The organism is Acinetobacter sp. LT1 (assembly GCF_059800965.1).
Genome location: NZ_JBBAXE010000005.1, coordinates 1 through 21,310 on the forward strand (window position 1 = coordinate 1; position 21,310 = coordinate 21,310).

Sequence of the window (21,310 nt, forward strand, 5' to 3'; positions counted from 1 at the left end):
CAGATGAGTTTTACTATGACCAGCTACCACAACAAAATAAGGTAGCTTAACTAGAGCAGAGTATCACTTATAAATAAGCTTTTAGTTGTTCAAACATGTGGGACCACCTCTCACTGTGGAATAGCATGTTTTTGATCAATGGAAATCTGAATGCTATCAAGATAGGCTTCCACAGGGATTTGCCATTTTTCAGAAAACCACTGTGCAGCCATTTCTTTGTATTGAGGGTAATCAGATAACCGTAATATTTGCATAAAATAAACCTATTTTGTCCAACCTTTTTAAGGTTGAGTCACTGAACTACTAATGGATTGCTGGGTTGGACTCTCATAAGTTGTCTCTGCAACTGGCGAAACGCGCCAAATCGTATTGCCCACATCATCTGCAACTAACACAGCACCTGAGAAATCAATTGCTACACCCACAGGGCGACCATACGCTTTGCCTTTATCGCTGAGGAATCCAGTCAAAATATCTTGCGGTGGACCAGAAGGCTGACCACTTCTAAATGGTACAAAAATGACTTTATAACCACTGTGAGGTTTACGGTTCCAAGAACCATGCTGACCGATCAATGCCCCACCTCTAAATTGTGGCATCAGTTCGGCTGCATAAAATGCAAGGCCTAAAGAAGCCGTATGGTTGCCTAGTGCATAGTCGGGTTTAATTGCACGAGCAACCATTTCAGGATTTTGCGGTTTTACTCGCACATCTACATGTTGACCATAGTAGCTATAAGGCCAACCATAAAAAGCACCGTCTTGAACCGAAGTCATATAATCGGGTACTAGGTCACTACCGATTTCATCGCGCTCATTAACCACTGTCCAAAGTTTACCGCTTTGAGGTTGCCAAGCCATACCATTAGGATTACGTAGTCCTGTTGCAAATGGGCGAGACTGACCACTTGCAATATCAAACTCTGTAATTTGTGCACGACCTTTTTCTTGATCTAAACCATTTTCAGCAACATTACTGTTAGAACCGACAGTAATGTAGAGCTTTGTACCTTCGCGATTAGCAATTACATTTTTGGTCCAGTGGTGGTTTAAAGCACCACCCGGTAAGTCCAATACTTTGGTTCCACTGGCTGTAATTTGAGTTTCCCCTTCTTGGTAAGGAAAACGCACCAGTGCATCCGTATTGGCGATATATAAGTTATTACTTACCAATGCTATACCAAATGGAGAATTTAAGTTTTTAAGGAATACCGTTTTCTGGTCAGCGACGCCGTCTCCATTGGTATCACGAAGTAAAATAATACGGTTTGCGCTCGGATGAGATGAGCCTGCACGCCTCATCACAAAAGTCATGATTTTACCTTTAATACCTTTGCTGTCTTCCGGTTTAGGCGGAGCATCTGTTTCAGCAACCAATACATCGCCATTTGGTAATACATAAAGCCAACGCGGGTGCTCAAGTCCTTTGGCGAAGGCTTTGACCTTTAAACCTTCTGCTGGAGTAGGCATAGCGCCATTTGGCCAACCTTCTGCTGGGGCTATATTAACGGTCGGTAATAAGCTTGTTTTTGGTTCAGGAAGTTTTGGTTCTGGGCCATAACTATCAGTAATTGGATATTGAGAGGATGACGCACATCCTGCAAGTACACATACAACCGTAATGCCTAAAGTTGGCTTCAAAAAATCGTTAAGCATCTTTTATCTCCATTTTATTTATTCGCAATAAATACAGGTTAATGCTTTAGAAGAGAGACTTATAGTTGATTTATTTAACTGTGCTGAGCATTACAGACCGTATTTTTCAAAAATCTAATACATAACTGAGTATTTATTAGGCACTTAATTTACTTTCTTAATTAACTATCAATTAGAACTTGGTCCCAGAACTATTGTTTAAAGTATTTAAAAAGCTCTCTTTATCTTTGGGCGAGATCATTACTGTAGCCATTCTTCCATCTTTCATATAATAAATTTTAAGTCGATCTAGCGATAATGCTGGAGAAGAAAGTGGATTATGGGTAGGTTCTATTTGAGTAATATCATTGATATTAATTTTCCATCGAAATACCAAGCTCTTAATGATTAATGTGTTGTTTTCTACTACGTAATACGTGTTAAAGACCGGAAGCCAAATAACCAAAATGACTAAACTATAAATGAAGAGGTGCTGAAAATTTGAAGCTAAAGAATAATGATGATTTGCTTCATAAATTTTCATAAGGATATTGCCAGTGACAACAATAAATATGAGTAAAAGCCACCAATCAATTTTTGATCTAAATTTCAAAGTTATCCTCCACGTATAAATATCATTTATAACGAGCCTTTCTATATTTTTTATAAAATAATTGAACTAAAAATTAGCTTTAAATGTTAATGATACAAAATCTCGATCATCTATCGTGCTAAATTCATTAGAACCAAAAAAGTTATTATAGGCAATCTCTGTTGTATATTTTTGCTGATAAGTCATAGATAACGCCGCAGTTACACTCATTTGCCCTTCTTGAAAGTTTTGGCTATATCCATAAACATCGTGTCTAAAACTAAGACTTGGCGTAATCACTGTAGAGGGTAAAATATCTTGATAATTTAATGCTCCACGTAATCGGTAACCTAATGACCATTCATTAAAAAAACCGTTTTTATTACAAAAGCGTTCATTCAAGTTATCAATTTCTGCATTGGTAAGATGAGCTGTACCATACGGCGTACATTTAAACTCACCTGTTTCAGGATTATAAGCACCTGTTGAAAGCTCACTACGACCAAATGCGCCTGTCCGGCCAATCCGATGATTACCAATATCTGCAATATGGTTTAAGGCAAACTCTGTAGACCATGTCATCGAATTTGCACCCCAAATATTGAATATGCTGCCAGTTGCTCCAACCGAAAATTGTGTTACAGGTAAGCGTACATATCCTTGGATATATTGACCCAATCCAACAGTTTTTCCCGGCGGTGCAAATGGTGTTCCTTCTGATAATACTTGAGCATAGACAATGTCTGTACCGTTTAGTTGCAAAGGTTGATTAGGTTTGTGGGTTAACTCACTAAAAACGTTTGTTGTTCCAACTTTACCAGTCAAACTTAATCCAAACATTTTGATATTTTCAGGATAGATAGAAAAATAACTCGCGCTATTAAAATGTTCGGGTCCTGCAGCTGTTACGGCCGTTCCATCAAAGTTTGCATTACGGTTATGGTAATTCGCATAGTAAATACCTAACTCAGCATTATTTAAACTGGGTAATGTCTGTTTTAAAGCAATACCATATTGGCCGTTATCCTTTGCTTTTCTACTTTCTGCACGTGGAATATAGGTACGTAAACGAATTGCGGTATCCGATAATTTATCTCCACCTCCAGCAATCAGAACTGGACCTGCATTTTCGGGCACAAAGTCTGAAATCTCAAAGAAAGTTCCGTTACCATCAACAACTGAAGGTCTAAATTTAAATTGATAGAACCCTTCTATTTTCAAATTTTTATTAATGCTTGTGTCGAATGAAAACATTTCGGTTGGAATGATTCTTTCTTTTGCATCACCACCCGGTCGGTTAATTGCAGCAAAATCAAAAGCACTCACCGAATTTAAACCGTTTTGAAAAAACTGAGATTTCCCCCAATTTAAAGTCTGTTTGCCTAATTTTAAATTGATGCTTTTTCCATCGTCTAATTCAAAATCTTTCCATATATAGGCATTCCATAAATCGATACCTTTGAACTTTGCGAGCCTTGGCCACGCTGAATCATTAAAGGGTTTAAAGTCTCCGTGCCCTGTCTCATAGGCATGGTCATACCAGTATTTAGTGCTAATGACCGCACCCTGCTGTTTTCCATTTAGCTTAACTTCGGTTATGCCTCTGATGATCTGTGAAATGGCATCATATTTACTAAAATTCATACGCCCATCATCACCATTCACATCAATGCTAGCGCCTTGTTTACCTATTTTGTTTGCGTCAGGCCGATAAAGTAATGAAACGGATGGATCTTGCGTACTCCAACTGGCACCTAAGCTTAATGTCGTCCTTGTCTCGAACTTCCAGTCTTTATCAATATCAAAATTGGCTGCATTTGCTTTAGACATGAATAAAATTAGGCTTAATGAAATACCTATTTTTTGAATATATAGAACGTGATTATTTCTTTGATTTAAATAGACGTACTGACCCATCATATTATCTCCCTATAACTATGATTTTTTTATTTATTGCTTATTACTCAAAGCCATCCATTGGCTTTAAATGGTTTACATAAGCAGGTATTTTTTTGCACTAGGCTGGTTGTTCGACCTGATCTAACTGTTGAATGAATTGTTCAGCTAAAGGCCAATAGCCAAAGCCAGATGCAGGGTTTAAATGTCCCACTTCACCTAAATTTACGAGTCGACTACCCCACTTTTCTGCCATTTCACTGACAGCTTCATAACAAGCTAAATGGTCATTGGTGCTTGCAACCAAAATGCTGGGGAAAGGTAGTTCTTGATCTGGTAAAGGACTCCATCCTTCTTGATGAAGTACAGTTGGGCTTGGATAATTTTCTGGCCAGCTTTCGTTTAAGTCAGGTGGAGCCACAAGTAGAGCTCCTTGAATTGGTCGTTGATATTTTGCAGCCCAGTGTATTGTCATCAGCACACCAGCGCTGTGTGCGACCAAAATGACAGGCCCTTGTATTTGTTCGAGTTGTGCCTGAATAGCAGCAACTCTATTTTCACAATTGAGTTTATTAGTTTCTACAGGTGGTACAGAGCGAACCTTTGCTAGCTTTGTTTCTAAGATCGTTTGCCAATGCTCGGGAACATGATCGCGTAACCCCGGAATAATTAAAATTGTTGCTTTGGTTTGTATTTTTTCCATTTCGACGCCTGTGAATTTTGCCATCTAGGATGCATAAGAATTTTTATAAAACTCTATTCACAATAAAGGCTCATTTCAGTTAATGGTGTACATAAGACGTCACGGACTTTTCATTTGACGACACATCTTTTTAAAATTTCGTAAATTAATTAAAATAGTTTTTGTAATTACAAATGAATTAAGAGAACAGCTTTAAAATTAAATCGACATCATGATTAGGCGCTTAAATAAAAGCTTTTGTAATGTGGATATTTTAGTTATAACTAGATATGAGCTGTAAGGAATATGGCTGATTAAGAACAGGAGATAATAAAATGGTGCCTCTTGCGCATACCGCCTCTTTAAAAAATTATTTGGCAGTTGCTCAGCAATTAGATCTAAATCCCTACCATTTATTATCACGTGTTGGGCTTAGCCAAACTCAATTGAATGATCTTAAACAACGTATTCCTGTAGATAAAGCCATTACCTTGCTTGAAGACTCAGCCCAAATGAGTAATTGCGATGTTTTCGGTTTACATATGGCAGAGCAACGCGAAATCGCGGATTTTGGTGAACTGAGCCTATTATTAAGTTACCAATATACTTTGAGAGAAGCGCTGCAAACGATTGTTCGTTACAGGAATTTACTCAATAACTCACTTGAAATATATATAGAAGAAATTGACGATACAGTAGTTATTCGAGAAGAAGTTGTAACAACAACTTGCGGGTATAGCCGTCAAGCCACAGAACTTGCTTTAGGAATCACCCATCGTTTTTGTGCAGCACTCATGATGCAAAAATGGCGACCATTAAGTGTACACTTTACTCATAACCCGCCTAGTGATTTAACTTTGCATCGGCGAATTTTTGGCTGTGCGCTCGAGTTTGGTAGTGACTTTAATGGCATTGTTTGTACTGCGGCCGAACTTGATACAACAAACCCTCAAGCAAATTTGGCTATGGCTAACCATGCACAACGTTATTTAGATATTTTGCAGAATAGCAATGAATCGACCATGATTTTTGATATTCGTAAAAGTATTTATCTTCTTTTGCCAATGGGCCGCGCTACTATTGATCAAGTCGCTCAAACACATGGTATTCATGTACGAACTTTACAACGTCGATTAGAAGAAGCTCAGACGAGTTTTAGTGATTTAATGAATGAAGTACGCAAAGATCTCGTATTTCGTTATTTAAAAAATCTAAATTATTCACTTGCTCAAGTGTCTGATATTTTAGGTTACTCAATGCCGAGTTCTTTTACCCGTTGGTTCATTAGCCAATTTGGTATGTCACCAAATATGTGGCGTAGTCACAATAAAGCCCTGCTCAATTAATTTCTCTTTATTTGACACCCCATAAAGTCATTTAAAGTATAAGGAAGCTGGGAAACTACTCCAGAACTTCCTTAAAAATCTAATTCTTGAAATTAAAACCACAAGCGCATAAGCCCAAGAACCAATACCACTAAAAAGATGCTTTCGCCGATCATTAAAAGAATCGGTTTAATGCTGACAGATGCTAATTCTTTTAACTGAGTTTTCATTCCTAAAGCACTTATTGCGATGACTAAAAACCAGCGCGATAAATCATTGATTCCATTTTGAACCATCGTTGGCACCCATCCTGTACTGTTAATACAAGCGAGTAGTAGAAAGCCAACGGCAAACCAAGGCAGTAATGGTGGTCGCTCTCCGGTTGAATCTGCTCCTTGCATGCGGGTAATCATGGCTGCACAAACGATTACTGGAAGCAGCATGGCCACACGCATAAGTTTAACTACAGTCGCCGTATCGCCAGTTTGAGTAGACATGCTATAACCAGCGCCGACCACTTGCGCCACATCATGAATCGTAGCACCAAGAAACACACCAGCCGCTTGTGGAGATAGCTCTAGCCAATTCGCAATCATCGGATAGACAATCATTGCAAAGGTTGAAAGTGCCGACACGCCAATCACGGTAAACAAAGTCGCCTTTTCTTTTTGCGGATGATTTGGAAAAGCAGCGGATAGCGCCAGTGCGGCTGAGGCACCGCAGATTGCCGTTGATCCACCAGTGAGCATGCCAAATAGTTTTTGGAAGCCTAAAATTTTAGCGGCAATAACAGAAACTGTAATTGTGACAACAACCAAAGTGATAACTAACGCAACTGGTTGCCAACCTAGTGCGGTAATTTGTCCTAAAGTTATACGCATTCCGAGTAACGCGATACCCATTCTGAGCACACTACGTGCAGTAAACTCGATACCTGCCTTACATTTACTTTCAGCAGCTAAAAAATTCACGCTCATGCCGAGTAATAATGCAAATAGCATAACTGGCGCGCCATAGTGCTCTGATAAAAAACAGGCAGCTGCTGCAACGACCGAACTGACCACAAAACCTGGTGCTAATTCTCTTGTACGCTGGGAAAAATTTTTCAAAACTAAACTACTCATGATTTTCCCCACAGCCCATCACAATAAATACCTTGTCCTCGATCACTTCTACGGGATAGGTTGCAACTTTGAGCTGAGAGGAATTAACCAAACAGCCATTTGTTAAATCAAAACGTAGACCATGGGCACAGCACTGAATCACTCGTCCTTCTAGACGTCCGCTAAATAGCGATGCGCCCTGATGAGGACAACTGTCATCGATTGCATAAAATTGAGCCGCAACGTTAAATAGTGCGAGAGTTTTATCTCCAATTTTAAAAAAAGCCCGCTCACCTGAATTTGGAATTTTTTCAAAAGGCACTTGAAATCGGTTGGTCATATCAACTCTCCTTGTGCCAGCATTGCCTCTTGCATCGCTTGATAAAGTGCATCTGCTGATTGCGCGCCCACCAAGGCAGAAGCCCGATCAAAAATAAAGTAAGGCACGCCATTACCTCCTGTACTTGCAGAGATAAAATCTTGATGATCTTGAATAAGCAAATCTTTGATCAGTTCACGCGGGAAACCACAGCGTTTGGCGATTTTGTATAAAGTAGTGGTATTTCCGATGTCTAACCCATCATAAAAATATGCAGCAAAGAGTTGTTCTAACAACGCATTGCACTGCTCAGGAGTTCCTATCTTTAAAGCTTTATCAAATAAGCGATGAGCTTTGGCCGTATTTGGCATTCGTTTAATTTGCTCAAAATCGATCTTGAGCCCAACTTTATTTGCAGCTTTATTGACCTGTTCTTGTCTCATACGAACTGCTGTCAAGCTACCTAACCGTTTCAAATAAAACGTTTGAAACGGTACACCTTCAACAGCTAAGTCAGGTATAAGCTGAACACCTCGCCAGTGCACGATAACTTTGACTTTGGGGTGAAGCTGATAAAATCTATTTATAGCGATCAGTAACTGACGTTTTCCGATCAAACACCAAGGACAAATAAAGTCAAAAAATACATCAATGTGTAATTGCCGAATCATCATTTGTTATTCATCCCGCATTTTTGTATTTGGTTACCTGAATGATTTTCAAGCTCAGTTATTGCTTGCTGCTCAAAGCGTGAGATATCTTTGTGATAATGGCGTTTGGCATAAAAAAATACTGCTGCAGCTGCAATACTGACCAATGGCATGAGTTGAAATGCGCTATGTAAACCAATCACATCAGATACTTTGCCAACCACTAAAGGACCAAGAGCTAAACCAAGAAAATTGTTAGCTAAGGTGAGTGTTGCAAATGCAGAGCCATGAACTGAGTTATGTGTGAGATTGGCCACCATGGCACTAGATGGCCCATTGGTTCCTAGGGCAATAAACATTCCGAGGCAGATGAGAAGTAACTGGTTACGTCCCACAGGCATAGCAAAAGCAATTGATAAAAGAACACAACCGAGCAAGCAGTATGTAATCGCTAAACTGACCTTACGATCTGGACAGTTACGGCCCAAATAATCACACAACATGCCGCATAGAATTGTGCCTACTGCACTACATAGCAAAATGATCGCTGCCATTACGCCTGCTTTGTCGGTACTCATGCCGTAATAGCGATTGAGATAACTCGGCATCCAGACAATCACTGTGCCACCAACAAATAATTGCAGACCACTACCAATGTAAGTGGCAATGACTGAACGACTTGAATATAAAGTTTTTAAAGGGCTTTTTATGTGCTGGGTTTTACTACGAATTTTATTTTGAGGTGCTGCATTTATTCTGTTTTCTTTCACTAAAATTGGATATAGAAAAGCCAAAATGAGACCAAATAAAGCAATGCCTCCAAATGCCCAACGCCACCCGAAGTGCTGTGCGAGTACACCACCTAAAGCTACACCCAAAAATGAACCAAATACGCCACCCGCCATAAAAGCACTGGCGAGTGTTGCGCGCATTTCTCGTGGAAAAACAGCCACAACCACTGCAATTCCAACGCTGCCATAAGCAGCTTCACCCACACCAACCATAAAACGAGCAATAAACATTTGCTCATAATTTTCAGCCAGTGCACATCCTAAAGTCGCCAAACTCCATAAAGCCGCCATAATAGCCAAGCTTTTCACTCGCCCAAAATGGTCTGCCATTAAAGATAACGGCAGAGTCAATAAACCCACCATTAACGCGACAATGCCACTGAGCAAACCTAACTGGCTATCGCTGAGCAACCACTCATTTTTAAGTAAAGGAAAGACTGCGTTTAAGACTTGCCTTGACATGTAATCTGAAATGAGCAAACCAAATGTCAAAGCAAAAACAAGCCATGCATAACGACGAGGTATACTGATTGACGTATCAACATCGCTCATCTGATCTGAATACTGATGTGTATTCATACGACCTCCTTGTATTTTTTATAATTTCTATTTAGCTAGTGCAGCAGCGCACTTTTAAAAACAAAGTGAATAAGCTGCACTACATTTGAGGTCTAAATTCCGTTAGACCTTGTCACATTAGTTACGCTGCGGCACGCCTTTTTGCCCTGCTTTACGGTTGGGTGCCATACCATTTGCGATTAGAGTTTCTTCAATACTGTTGTATTGCACCCCAATACGATAAATTTCACGGGCTTCTTTTCCTGAGGCAATTTCACGGCCTAATTCATGGGCAATCCGAACGGTTTGCTTAATTTGCTCTACAGATGAAAAACGGCGTCCGTGATGATCAATGATCGTGTCTTCGTTACCCACTCGTGCATGTAAACCCATTGCCATCGACATGGTGTTAAAAGGTAATACATTTTTGAGCAGAGATTCTGATGTCAAAGTACATCCATCAGGTACGCGATGAATAAAATTAAAGAAATTAAATGGGTTTGGACCATCAAAACCACCGCCAATTCCAATCCAAGTTAAGTTTAACGGCCCCATGTACAACCCTTTACGCACCATACGTTCTAGCGTCTCAAACCCATGCATACCTGTTAACTGAAAGTGCGGTTGAATATTGTTTTTACATAAGCGCTTAATATGTTCGGTAACCCATGCAGGCCCTGCAGGCACAGTCATCTCTGCATATGCTGCCTGAGTCGCTGGATGTGCCAATGAAGTCCCTTCTAAATATTCAGGATAGAGCAATTCCATAATATTCATTTGTGTGGTGTTAATTGCCACCGTGACCTGATCGGGCTTTGGAGTGAGTTCTGCCAACATATGTCGGGTATCATCACTTAACCATAGGGCTGCCTCACCTTCACTTTCTGGTGCAAATGAAATCGAACCACCCACCTGAATAATCATGTCAGGCACAGCTTCACGAACCCCTGCAATGAGCTCATTAAATTTTGACAAGCGTTTAGAGCCTTTGCCATCAAGCTCACGGACATGTAAATGCAGCACTGTCGCGCCCGCTTCATAGCACTCAACCGCTTTTTGAATTTGCTCATCCATGGTCACTGGAATATCTTCGGGAAAGTCTTCTGGCATCCATTCGGGTCCATACGGCGCAACCGTGATCACCACTTTTTCCATATTTTCCGGGTGCAATGAGTCGTCAAAGAATTGCATGTGCATCTCCTCATATATTTTTTAGAATTTTCAATTAGATAAAATTATTAACCTATAGATTTAATAGGTTGCGTCACCAATAATGCCGGCCCGCTCCATTTTTCGGTGGCAAGGTGGGTAATCCATGACTGCATAATGTTGTGTGCTGCGGTTATCCCAGATGGCAATGCTGTTAGGCTTCCAACGCCAACGCACTTGAAACTCAGGAATATAGGCTTGAGAAATTAAGTAACGCAGTAGTTCAGCTGCGCCCGGATTGGCATCTTGTCCAAATCTGACTCGGTCTTTGGTGTGATAGTTACTGAAGTGAGTTGTGAACGCGTTGACGTATAAAATTTTCTCTCCCGTTTCAGGATGAGTACGTACCTCTGGGTGCTCAGCATCGGGAAACTTTGCTTTTAAGTCCAAGCGTTTTTCAAGTGGCATAGCCGCACCAAAACTCGCTTCTATGCTGTGGTAGGCACGTAAGTCTGCAATCTTAGCCTTAATATCGTCGGGTAAAGACGCATAGGCCATGACCATATTGGTCCACATGGTGTCACCACCTACAGGTGGGCATTCGACACAGTGCAGCACACATCCCATCGGTGGAACCTTGCGCCAGCTTGCATCGCTGTGCCAAGCATTTTCATAACGATCGACAGGACTTTCAGGATGTTTATAGATCTGCACCAAACCCGGATGATCAGGATGGCTGCCTACCGCGGGATGATCTTCTAATTGTCCAAATTTTTCTGCAAATGCGACATGATCCTGACGGGTTAAGTGCTGATCTCGTAAAAACAACACACGATGTTTAAGTAGTTGTGTGCGAATTTCAGCAAATAATCCATCATCATAAATCGCATCAGCAAGTTTGACGCCACTGAGCTCTGCACCAATATTGCAAGTTAACTGTTCAATTTGCATAAGAAATCCCTTCAAATTACAAAGATTGATGAACCTATTGTTTTACGTGCTTCCAAATCACGATGAGCTTGCACGGCATCCTTTAGCTCATAGCGCTGATTAATTTCAATTTTGATTCGCCCATGTCGAACATGATCAAATAATTCATTTGCCAGTTCTTTCTTCTCAGCAGGATCTGCAATGTAATCTGCCAAAGCTGGACGTGTGACAAACAATGATCCTTTCACGGCGAGTAATACCGGATCAAAAGCAGGGATTGGACCAGACGCTGTTCCCACGCAGACCAACAAACCACGGCGTTTGAGAGAGTCTAATGAACTCATGAAAGTGGCTTGGCCAACACTATCGAAAACGACATTTACACCCACGCCGCCTGTTAACTCACGTACACGCTCAGCAACATTTTCATGACTGTAGTTAATGACATGATCACAACCATGAGCTCGCGCTACGGCAGCTTTTTCTTCTGAAGATGTGGTCCCGATAACAGTTAGGCCAAGTAATTTAGCCCATTGAGAAACGATCAGCCCAACACCACCTGCGGCTGCATGTAATAAAATTGAATCGCCCGCTTTAAAGTCATAAATGCGGCGCATTAGATAAGCAGCGGTCAACCCTCGCATGGTCATGGCTGCCGCTGTTTCACAAGAAATTTCTTCGGGTAATTTAATTAAAGCATTTGCTGGAATTAAACGGTGGGTGCTATATGCACCTAACGTATTTAAAAAACCTGTATAGGTAACTCGATCACCTACTTTAAGCTGAGTTACTCCTTCACCTAAAGCTTCGATAACACCAGATGCTTCGACGCCCATGCCATTAGGCATTGGAATTTGATAGGTTCCATTACGAAAATATGTATCGGCATAATTTAAACCGACTGCCACATGACGTAGGCGTACTTCCCCTGCTTTTGGATCTCCTACTTCTACATCTTCATAGCGCAATACTTCTGGCGTTCCTGTTCCATAGAAACGTATAGCTTTCGTCAACGTCATGTCCTATTCCATATTTTGGTTTTTTATTGAGTGCATATAAAAGCAATAACCAAAATTACAACAGTTAGGATATGGGCCACTTTACATTTGACGACACAAGCTTAACGTTTAATGACAAAGGATATTCCAAATATTGCTAAACAGTATTCCCAGAAATTGCAGCAGATATATTTAAATTGGTGCTATGAAAATTCTTATTTTCATTCAAGCTAAAACTCACCGCCTCTTTTGCATGAATGGTGGTCGTATCAAATAAAGGAACCGAGAATTTAAGCTCACCAATTAACATACAAATTTCGGTACAACCTAAGATAATTCCTTGGGCACCTTCAGCTATAAGCCTCTCTACAATAGCAATATACTTTTGCTGAGAATCGGGGTTAATCACACCTAAACAAAGTTCTTCATAAATAATGTGATGGACTGTCTTTCGATCTTCTTCATTTGGAATAACAACATCAATTCTATGATCTTGTAATCGAGCTTTATAAAAATCTTGCTCCATTGTAAAAGCAGTCCCTAACAATGCAACTTTACCAATGTTTTGACTCAAAATTTCTTTTGCAGTTGCATCAGCAATGTGTAAGAAAGGAACCGTAATTGAATCTTCAATCTGTGCAGCAACTTTATGCATGGTGTTAGTACACACCAAAATACAATCTGCCCCTGCTTTTTCTAAATTTTGTGCTTGCTCAGCTAAATATGTGCCAGCTTCTTGCCATAAACCCTTCGCTTGCAAGGCTGCTATTTCTTCAAAATCAACACTATTAATAATGACCTTAGCTGAGTGCAATTTTCCTAATTTATGATGAACCATTTTATTAATTTTCTGATAATAAAGCGCTGTCGATTCCCAACTCATTCCACCTAATAAGCCGATTGTTTTCATTATTGAATCCTTCTATTTATGTAAAATTTATCTATATCTCTTATGGGTAAAGCGCAGCTAGAATAAAATTGCTTTCTTTATTGAATTATTATTCATCTTATAAGCTATAATTTTTTAAACTATTTAATAAGAACTCTATGTTAGAAACAGAACGTTTAATTTTACGGCCATTCCTTGAAGAAAACTTACCTATTATGTTGGAGATGTTTCAAGACAAAGATTTTATGGCTTTTTCACCTCATGGTGCCTTATCAACTGAGGCAGCAACTGATCGTTTTTTAGAAATTTTGGAGCACTATAAAAATCATAATTTTGGCAAGATGGCTATCGTTTTAAAAGATACCCATAAAATTATTGGTTATTGTGGTTTTGAAACTTGTGAGGTTGATAGCAAGACAGAAGCTGAACTAGGTTTTAGACTTATTAAAACTGAGCGAAATAAAGGTTATATTGTTGAAGCTTCACTTAAGTTACTAGAAGACATGCAAAGTCGAAAATTTAAGCATGTGATCGCTTTTTCAGAAAAAGATAATTTACCTGCCCACAACCTATTAAATAAACTTGGTTTTGAAAAAACAAATTCATCTAGTTACATGAATATGGATGTTATCTTTTTCAAAAAAGATCTGTAATTTCTTTGATAAAAAATAAAGCATTACTATAAAAAACTTTAAGTTAGTGAAGATCTATTTGCCTCAAAGAAACCAGCATTAAATCCCAAATCATAAAACATAAGAATTCACGCAAAATTCACGACCAGCTCTTTAATTTGATCTTATAAAGTTGGCTTGGATATCGACATGAAAATTATAACTACAGCCCTAGGGTTGATTACTTTGGTAGGTTTAACGGCGTGTAAAAGTGTGCCTAGTTACTCAGGTGACTATGGCAAAGCTGAACAAAAAATTACTGGTATAGAATTAGATGATCAACAGGCGCTAGATGTCGGCAATCGTTTTGTCGCTGCATTTAATACGCTCGGTACTCCTTCTTTTGTAAATAATGCTAGCAATCTTTACGCTGATCAGCTCTATATCAACGATACACTCTCGCAGTTCTCTCAAAAGAAAGATCTGATTAAGCATTTTGAAGGCATGAATGCCCGAGTGAGTAATGTCACGGTAAAACTCATTAGTGCAACTCATCACCAAGATACAGCCTACATTCATTGGTACATGACCTATGACTTTAAAATGCTAGGTCGCTCAAAAACCATGGCTTCTTATGGAATTAGTCAAATTAAGATTAATGAGCAACAAAAAATTATTTTCCAGCAAGATTATTGGGATCCGGCAAATGGCCTTTACCGTTCTTTACCAATATTTGGAGGAGTATATAAATGGGTATTACCGTTCAAAAAAGTCGAATCTTGATATTTCTGGGAATCTTAATCGTATCTCAAGCCAATGCGGCTGAACTAAAAAAATGCAGTTCAGCTCCTTTAATGGTGACGAGCAAGAAAGTGGGAAATGTCAGTTACTTTGCTGAAGATTGCCTAAAAAATTGGCAGAACCAAAGCATCAAAATGGACTTTAGCTATAACCGCGATATTCCCGAGTGGGCATTTAAACGTGCAGCAACCCACTTTTTGAAGAAAAATGTTAGCGGCTTTGATGCGAAATCCCCGCTTAATCATATTAATGAACTATATAGGCCAATTAAGAGTGGAGATCTTTATAGTCTCTACTATCAACATGAAAATCAAAAACTAGAATTAAAATTAAACCAGAAGCTACTCGGCTCTTTGAACAATCCGAATGCAAATCAATATTTTAAAATCTGGTTTGGTAGCGAACCGTTTAATGCTAAATTAAAACAACAATTATTAAATTAATGGCTTAATAAAATCTCATGGGTAATCACTTTATCCTCATGGTTGAGGACCATTTTGAACTCGCAGCAACGGTCTGCGAATTTCTTGAAGTGCATGATTATGTTGTCGATCATGCACGTAATTTAGATGCTGCACGGACTTTTCTCAAATCTCAGCATTATCATCTTTTGTTGCTCGATATAAATTTGCCCGATGGCTCGGGTTATGACCTATGTAACTGGCTACGTACCGAACAAGGCGTTGATATTCCCGTTCTTATGCTCACAGCAAGAGATACTTTAGATGACAAACTTAAAGGTTTTACTGCTGGCACAGATGATTATTTGGTAAAACCTTTTGATTTTAATGAATTAGTGATGCGGATTCGTGCATTAATAAAAAGAGCAGCTGGTGAAGTCACTCACCATAAAATTCAAATTCACGACTTAATTCTTGATAGCTCAACTCAAACTGTGGTTCGTGCCGGAAATAATATCGAGTTACCCCCTATTCAATTTAAACTATTAAAAATTTTGATGCGCCAGTCTCCAAAAGTAGTGACTAAGCAAGAACTGATGATGGAATTATGGGGAGACGAAGAACCTGAAAGCGATGCGTTACGCAGTCATATCTATAACCTAAGAAAAATGGTTGATAAACCTTTTGATCCTAAACTATTACATACAGTGGCAGGTGTCGGTTTAAAAATTGCTTTGGAAGATTCCGCAACTTAACTTAAATAGACCACAACAATTAAGCCCGTGGTTGGCTCCAAATCGAGTTCAGGATGAGTGGTTAAATAATATTGTCGATCAAACAGCTCCACTCTCCATCCTAGTTGTTTGCAAAGCTTTTGTACCAATTGCAAGCCAATTCCATGGCCTTTAGCCTTTAAGGAAAGTTGCGAATCGCTGAGCTCTTGCACCTTTACATCGTTAGGTAAAGAAATTCCAATTCCGTTATCTGCAATAATCAGGCTGTTTTTTTGTTGAATGATATCGATTTGTGAGCCTTGAGAATAGTTCAGCGCATTACGTAAAATATTACCTAAAACCATTTGAGTCATCGAAGGATATAACCAACGTGGCTGCTCAGAAACGTCAGGTTGAATATTAATCTGTATCCCTTTACCTACACTCACCGCTTCTAAACTTTCAACAAGATCTTTTACCGTTTTGGATAATAAATTTTTCTCAGACGGCAAGCTTTTTACCGTATTCCGAGCAATCGCAAGTAAGGTATCAACGAGCAACTGCATGTCTTCAATTGTGTTATGAAGACGGACTAAAGATTTATCGTCTCCATATTTCGCCTGACAAAGTTGCACATTACCTTTCAAAATGGTGAGTGGAGTGCGTAACTCATGGCTCACATCTCCAGTAAATTCTCTTTCACGTCGAATAAAATCACTTAAAACTTGATGATATTTTTCTAAAGCTTGTTTGAGATATTCGGCTTCCATGTTGCCATTGGTATTAATATCTCTAAAAGGAGATGCCTGAGTATCTTGATGTGCCCAATCAATATTTTCTAAAGCGTTCGCTAAGCGCGTAATTGGGGAAAAATAGCGTCTTGCTCTTCGGTTTGACCACCACAAAAAGCTATATAGAACAGATAAGCTGAACATCAGTGGAGCAAGACCAAATAACCAGATCAGCTTATTAACATTGCTTTCGCCAAATACCAATAGAACATGCTGACCATTACGCTCACCATAGACCGTCATTCGTTCTTTACCATCAACGAATACTCGGTGCACGCCACTCTCTAAATGCATGCCCCGAAAAGGTTGAGGCGCGGCCTGTGTATTCCACCGATATCCATATAAATTTTTAGTATCTGGTAAATCAGCATTTGGATTACGTTCTATGCGTAACCAGTAATGCTCCATTTCCTGTTCTAAAGCGGTTTTAAGTAAAGAGCCCTTAATCACCCAAGCACTACAAGCCAACCCGACCACGATCGATAATGCAATCAGACCAATCTGCAACCAGTAATATCGATTGAACATTTGGGCTAATGGATGACTCGCTTTGCCATCATGTCGAGTTTTTATCATATCTTTATCGCCGGGATAGGCTATAGAAATTACTATGATCGCTTTTTAAATAAAAAGTGACCAATGACCCATTCTTGACCTTGCTCAAAACCAAATAACTCAGCACAAGCCATGAAGAAAATACGCCAGCGTTGCCACCAAATATTGGCATCTTTTCCATAGATTTTTTTAAACAGGGGCTTCAGTTCGACTTCTTGGTTATCCATGTTATCAAGCCAAGCATTTGCCGTTCTCATATAGTGCTCACCCGACCACTGCCACTGTTGAGCCAACTCTAAATGCTCTTGAAAATGCAAAAAAGTCGAAGTCGAAGGCATTAAACCGCCAGTAAAGAAATACTTGGACATCCAATCATAATCTGATTTTACTTCAAAAGGATAATGTAAAAAGCGATGGCAAAAAATATGACACCAAAGTAAGCCGTCTGCTTTTAACCAGCCCTGAATTTTTTCAAAAAGACGTTGGTAATTACGAACGTGTTCAAACATTTCGACCGATACAACACGATCAAACTTGTCTTGGTCTAAGTCAAGTACATTCACATCACAGGTAAGCACTTCAACATTGGTTAAACCTCTCAATTCTGCTTGCCGAAGAATATGCTTTTTCTGAGTTGCAGAATTTGAAACAGCCGTAATCTGTGAGCCTGGATAGTTTTCTGCCATCCACAAAGTTAAAGAGCCCCAACCACAGCCTAACTCTAAAATCTGTTGACCGTTTTTAAGTTGTGCTCTTTCACAATAAAGCTGAAGAGCCAACTCTTCTGCCTGATCTAAAGTTGTTGTTTTAGTCGGAAAATAACACGCACTATATTTGAGTCTTTTTCCAAGCACCGCCTGAAAAAACTCGGTCGGCAATTCATAGTGCTGCTCGTTTGCCTTATCCGTTTCAACCGCGATTTCGCTCTTCTTCAGCATATTAAGCACATCCATGTAGCGCTGCGCTCCTTGCTCAGGATCATAACGGCCTTCTTGGATTAAGCGCTTTTTACTTAAAGCACGAATTGCAGCTCGAATTGCATGATCTGGAATCACACCACTTTCAACAATTTTCAAAGACTGATGAACAATAAAATCCATATGCGCACCTATTTTTTGGGTTTTCGCGGAATAAACATTGATGTTTTTTGTTGATAATCAAGATAATTTTGACCGCGACTTTTAATTGCTTGTTTTTCACTAAATGGAATACCCGTGACGTAATATAAAAATAGCCACATCAGTAACGGATAAATCCACAATACATATTGGCCTGCTGCTAAACCAATAATTGGATAGGCAAACCAGTGTAACCATTCAAAAAAATAATTGGGGTGCCGTGAATAACGCCATAAACCCTGATCCATCGTTTTGCCATGATGATCTGGATTTAATTTAAATCGGTATAACTGCTGATCAGCGAGCTGCTCTCCAATGAAAGCAATTGCCATGATAACAGCAGCAATTACTAAAGCGACTTTATATCCACTACTCCATTCAGTTGTCTCTACATTGAGGAGCATCCACATCGGCAAAAAGAACAAAAGCACTAAAAGTGTTTGAAAGATAAAAAATAATAAAAAGCCAATATGCTGAAACTTACCCATCGCTTTACGCATGCTCGCGTAACGTCCATCTTCTTTTTGTTCAGATTGATAACGTCTTAACAGGTGCCAAAATAATCTTAAAAACCATAAGCCGCTAAAAATACCGATAAAAAGACGCACTTCAACTGGGGCAACTGAAATGAGTAAAGAAGACACAATAATGTTTACTGCCAGACAGAAACTCCATGCAGCATCTACAATTCCAGCTCTGCCATTTAGAGTGGCAAGTAGCCAGCTCAGCAACATGATCATTAAATCTAGAATCAGTAAATTCCAAAACATGAGCAGTCTCCTTACTTGAGCTGTTTGATTTAGTAGCTGGTACTTTCAAACAACAAGTGAACATTGCTTATCACGCCTTCTTTAAAACCACCTTCGCAATAACATAAATAAAAATCCCACATGCGAATGAAGTTTTCATCAAAACCTAGAGCCAATACTTGTTCCCGCGCTGCTAAAAAACGCGCTCGCCAGTGATGAAGTGTTTGTGCATAACTTAAACCAATATCATTTAAATGTTTTAACCTTAAACCACTCTCAGAGGCGGTTTGAGTTAATACACTTATGCTAGGAATGAAGCTACCCGGGAAAATATAGCGCTTAATATAATCAACTGTATTTAATGCTTTTTTATATCGGAAATCTTCAATGGTAATGGCTTGAATAAATGCCAAACCTTTCGGTTTTAAGAGTGCTTTACATTGATCAAAGTATGTCGATAAATATTGCGCACCAACCGCCTCAACCATCTCAATTGAAACCAGCTTATCGAACTTACCTTCGAGCAAACGGTAGTCTTTAAGTTGCACATCAATTCGATGTGCCAAGCCAGCTTCATTTACACGAGTAATGGCTTCATCATATTGAGCTTGTGAAATGGTAATGGTGGTTACTCTACAGCCATAATGTTGAGCTGCATAAATGGCAAAACCACCCCACCCACTTCCAATTTCAACCAAATGATCTAGCGGTTTTAAATCTAACTTTTTACAAATGATCTCTTTTTTTAAATCAGATGCTTCTTCGAGAGTCATGTTTTCATTTTCAAAAACGGCGCTCGAATACATTAAAGACGGATCTAAAAATAATTTAAAAAAGTCGTTGCTTAAGTCGTAGTGCTCGGCAATATTTTTACGGCTACCACTTATAGAGTTCTTTCGATTTTGATACCACGCTTTAAGAAAAAACTGGCTCGCTTGAGCAATAACATTCTGGTTGATTTGGTCCAATACAGCTCGATTACGTGCCAAGATCTGAATCAACTCGACAAGGTGCTCGCTGCTCCAGTCACCACGGATGTAGCCTTCTGCTGCTCCCAAAACACCATTTTTTAAAATGAGATCCATCAATAAAGGATTGTGAACTTCAATCACAGCATGTAAGTCTGAAACTTCACCGACCGTCCCATTCCACGCGCCCTGAAAAGTGATCTGTCCATGACGTAGTTTGAGAAGACTCTTGAGCAATAACGGCAGTGAGTCATCTTCACCATAAAGAAATGTTTTTATCATGTCTTATCTACCTTGATCTTTTTAGGATGACGATAAAATGGAACTTTTTTTCGCCACAACTTAAATGCCTCTAAATATATTGAAAACAACATTTTAAAAGGCGCTAGGCTGTTTATAAGAGCATATCGATATTGCTGTGAAGGAAATGTGATGGGCACAAGCTCAAAACGCATAGTGGCATCAAAGACTTGTTTCTGCTCTTCAAAAAGCTGCATGTGAATGACATTCTGCTGATCTGAAAAACTAAATCGCCAACGGTAAGTCAACTGCATGGGCATAAATGGCGAAACATGAAATGATTTTTCAAAGTTAAAATCGAAACTTTGATAGTCACCTACCTGACCTTGTTGTTTTATACATTCGTGTGTATAGACTTTTCGTTCATTCCACGGAGTATTGGTGATTTCACTAAGAATAAAGAGCGGTTTTCCGGCTTTATTTAAGACAAAATAAAATACGACCGAATTAAACCGAAAACCTAAACAACGAGGCAAAGCCAACACTCGGATTTGCCAGTCTGGCCGAAGATGTAAGTGATTATTTTGTAGTATCGCTTTCTCTACTCTATCCCTTATAGAACCGTGATACATGTTTAAAAAATCATTTTTAGATAGATTTAGTACATTCCAATGATCCGTCGACCAGAGTGAACAATCTTTTGTGATATCAACTAATTGATCTGGATCGAACCATAAATAATTTAAGGTCGATGTAAACTCATGCGGTTTTGGGCTATAACGCCGATGACGAATAAGCGCAGGAGCGATAGCAAGTTTATTTAATAACATTTGAAAGCTCCTTATTT

The 21,310-nt window shown here is 39.3% G+C and carries 22 protein-coding genes and 1 pseudogene; 5 read left to right on the forward strand and 18 right to left on the reverse strand.

All coding sequences use genetic code 11. The features are described from left to right. Nucleotides 1–113 precede the first annotated feature (113 nt). The 5 genes and pseudogenes from WBW42_RS05945 to WBW42_RS05965 form a co-directional block, all read right to left on the reverse strand. Nucleotides 114–254: pseudogene (locus tag WBW42_RS05945) on the reverse strand (GNAT family N-acetyltransferase); the annotation flags it as partial. Between the two features lie 27 nt (nucleotides 255–281). Next, nucleotides 282–1,655 (reverse strand): PQQ-dependent sugar dehydrogenase, encoded by a 1,374-nt coding sequence (locus tag WBW42_RS05950; RefSeq protein ID WP_032055612.1) that lies wholly within the window; start codon nucleotides 1,653–1,655, stop codon nucleotides 282–284. A gap of 172 nt (nucleotides 1,656–1,827) precedes the next feature. Next, entirely contained in the window at nucleotides 1,828–2,247 is a 420-nt protein-coding gene (locus WBW42_RS05955; RefSeq protein WP_032055608.1) for a PH domain-containing protein, read from the reverse strand. 66 nt (nucleotides 2,248–2,313) lie between these two features. Further along, a complete protein-coding gene (locus tag WBW42_RS05960; RefSeq protein WP_080776769.1) occupies nucleotides 2,314–4,143 on the reverse strand; it encodes a DUF1302 domain-containing protein in 1,830 nt (609 codons plus the stop codon). A 100-nt stretch (nucleotides 4,144–4,243) separates the two neighbouring features. Beyond that, nucleotides 4,244–4,849, reverse strand: coding sequence for an RBBP9/YdeN family alpha/beta hydrolase (locus WBW42_RS05965; RefSeq protein ID WP_080776751.1), 606 nt, complete (start codon nucleotides 4,847–4,849; stop codon nucleotides 4,244–4,246). Nucleotides 4,850–5,139: 290 nt separating this feature from the next. On the opposite strand from WBW42_RS05965, the gene WBW42_RS05970 reads away from it, so the two are divergent. Continuing rightward, nucleotides 5,140–6,150, forward strand: coding sequence for an AraC family transcriptional regulator (locus WBW42_RS05970; RefSeq protein WP_032055603.1), 1,011 nt, complete (start codon nucleotides 5,140–5,142; stop codon nucleotides 6,148–6,150). A gap of 92 nt (nucleotides 6,151–6,242) precedes the next feature. On the opposite strand, the gene WBW42_RS05975 is transcribed toward WBW42_RS05970, so the two are convergent. From WBW42_RS05975 to WBW42_RS06010, 8 genes are all read right to left on the reverse strand, one after another. Then, nucleotides 6,243–7,253, reverse strand: a complete 1,011-nt coding sequence (locus WBW42_RS05975; RefSeq protein WP_032055601.1) for a YeiH family protein — start codon at nucleotides 7,251–7,253, stop codon at nucleotides 6,243–6,245. Next, nucleotides 7,246–7,554, reverse strand: a complete 309-nt coding sequence (locus WBW42_RS05980; protein ID WP_080759619.1) for a Rieske (2Fe-2S) protein — start codon at nucleotides 7,552–7,554, stop codon at nucleotides 7,246–7,248. The genes WBW42_RS05975 and WBW42_RS05980 overlap by 8 nt, the downstream gene beginning before the upstream one ends. Before the next feature lie 14 nt (nucleotides 7,555–7,568). Then, nucleotides 7,569–8,225: a DsbA family oxidoreductase gene (locus tag WBW42_RS05985; protein WP_032055596.1), complete on the reverse strand. Its 657-nt coding sequence runs from the start codon at nucleotides 8,223–8,225 to the stop codon at nucleotides 7,569–7,571. Next, complete coding sequence (locus WBW42_RS05990; RefSeq protein ID WP_032055593.1) at nucleotides 8,222–9,571, reverse strand: MFS transporter; 1,350 nt, start codon at nucleotides 9,569–9,571, stop codon at nucleotides 8,222–8,224. The genes WBW42_RS05985 and WBW42_RS05990 overlap by 4 nt, the downstream gene beginning before the upstream one ends. A gap of 117 nt (nucleotides 9,572–9,688) precedes the next feature. Then, nucleotides 9,689–10,741, reverse strand: a complete 1,053-nt coding sequence (locus tag WBW42_RS05995) for a beta-keto acid cleavage family enzyme (protein WP_032055590.1) — start codon at nucleotides 10,739–10,741, stop codon at nucleotides 9,689–9,691. A gap of 60 nt (nucleotides 10,742–10,801) precedes the next feature. Beyond that, nucleotides 10,802–11,650 (reverse strand): TauD/TfdA dioxygenase family protein, encoded by an 849-nt coding sequence (locus WBW42_RS06000; protein ID WP_284105524.1) that lies wholly within the window; start codon nucleotides 11,648–11,650, stop codon nucleotides 10,802–10,804. A gap of 11 nt (nucleotides 11,651–11,661) precedes the next feature. Then, on the reverse strand, nucleotides 11,662–12,648 hold the full coding sequence (locus WBW42_RS06005; RefSeq protein WP_032055584.1) for a quinone oxidoreductase family protein: 987 nt from the start codon (nucleotides 12,646–12,648) through the stop codon (nucleotides 11,662–11,664). Between the two features lie 136 nt (nucleotides 12,649–12,784). Beyond that, nucleotides 12,785–13,537 (reverse strand): aspartate/glutamate racemase family protein, encoded by a 753-nt coding sequence (locus tag WBW42_RS06010; protein WP_032055582.1) that lies wholly within the window; start codon nucleotides 13,535–13,537, stop codon nucleotides 12,785–12,787. Nucleotides 13,538–13,674: 137 nt separating this feature from the next. Between WBW42_RS06010 and WBW42_RS06015 the strand changes: the two genes are divergently transcribed. From WBW42_RS06015 to WBW42_RS06030, 4 genes are all read left to right on the forward strand, one after another. Continuing rightward, nucleotides 13,675–14,169 (forward strand): GNAT family N-acetyltransferase, encoded by a 495-nt coding sequence (locus WBW42_RS06015; protein WP_032055581.1) that lies wholly within the window; start codon nucleotides 13,675–13,677, stop codon nucleotides 14,167–14,169. Between the two features lie 168 nt (nucleotides 14,170–14,337). Beyond that, nucleotides 14,338–14,910: a nuclear transport factor 2 family protein gene (locus WBW42_RS06020; protein ID WP_005073557.1), complete on the forward strand. Its 573-nt coding sequence runs from the start codon at nucleotides 14,338–14,340 to the stop codon at nucleotides 14,908–14,910. Continuing rightward, entirely contained in the window at nucleotides 14,877–15,371 is a 495-nt protein-coding gene (locus WBW42_RS06025) for a chalcone isomerase family protein (RefSeq protein WP_005073555.1), read from the forward strand. Before WBW42_RS06020 ends, WBW42_RS06025 begins: the two co-directional genes overlap by 34 nt. Nucleotides 15,372–15,388: 17 nt before the next feature. Further along, complete coding sequence (locus WBW42_RS06030; protein ID WP_002119620.1) at nucleotides 15,389–16,084, forward strand: response regulator transcription factor; 696 nt, start codon at nucleotides 15,389–15,391, stop codon at nucleotides 16,082–16,084. Here the strand turns inward: WBW42_RS06030 and WBW42_RS06035 are convergent. Genes WBW42_RS06035 through WBW42_RS06055 form a run of 5 tightly spaced genes read right to left on the reverse strand, consistent with a single transcriptional unit; the run spans nucleotide 16,081 to nucleotide 21,293 of the window. Then, a complete protein-coding gene (locus WBW42_RS06035) occupies nucleotides 16,081–17,409 on the reverse strand; it encodes a sensor histidine kinase (RefSeq protein WP_032055573.1) in 1,329 nt (442 codons plus the stop codon). The two genes, WBW42_RS06030 and WBW42_RS06035, sit on opposite strands and share 4 nt — an antisense overlap. A gap of 32 nt (nucleotides 17,410–17,441) precedes the next feature. Next, nucleotides 17,442–18,488 (reverse strand): SAM-dependent methyltransferase, encoded by a 1,047-nt coding sequence (locus WBW42_RS06040; RefSeq protein WP_005073549.1) that lies wholly within the window; start codon nucleotides 18,486–18,488, stop codon nucleotides 17,442–17,444. Between the two features lie 8 nt (nucleotides 18,489–18,496). Next, nucleotides 18,497–19,276, reverse strand: a complete 780-nt coding sequence (locus WBW42_RS06045) for a DUF1295 domain-containing protein (RefSeq protein ID WP_032055572.1) — start codon at nucleotides 19,274–19,276, stop codon at nucleotides 18,497–18,499. Between the two features lie 29 nt (nucleotides 19,277–19,305). Then, nucleotides 19,306–20,505, reverse strand: a complete 1,200-nt coding sequence (locus WBW42_RS06050) for an SAM-dependent methyltransferase (RefSeq protein ID WP_032055570.1) — start codon at nucleotides 20,503–20,505, stop codon at nucleotides 19,306–19,308. After that, nucleotides 20,502–21,293 carry a DUF1365 domain-containing protein gene (locus tag WBW42_RS06055; protein ID WP_032055569.1) on the reverse strand — a complete coding sequence of 264 codons (792 nt, stop codon included), beginning with the start codon at nucleotides 21,291–21,293 and terminating at the stop codon, nucleotides 20,502–20,504. The genes WBW42_RS06050 and WBW42_RS06055 overlap by 4 nt, the downstream gene beginning before the upstream one ends. Between the last annotated feature and the right edge of the window lie 17 nt (nucleotides 21,294–21,310).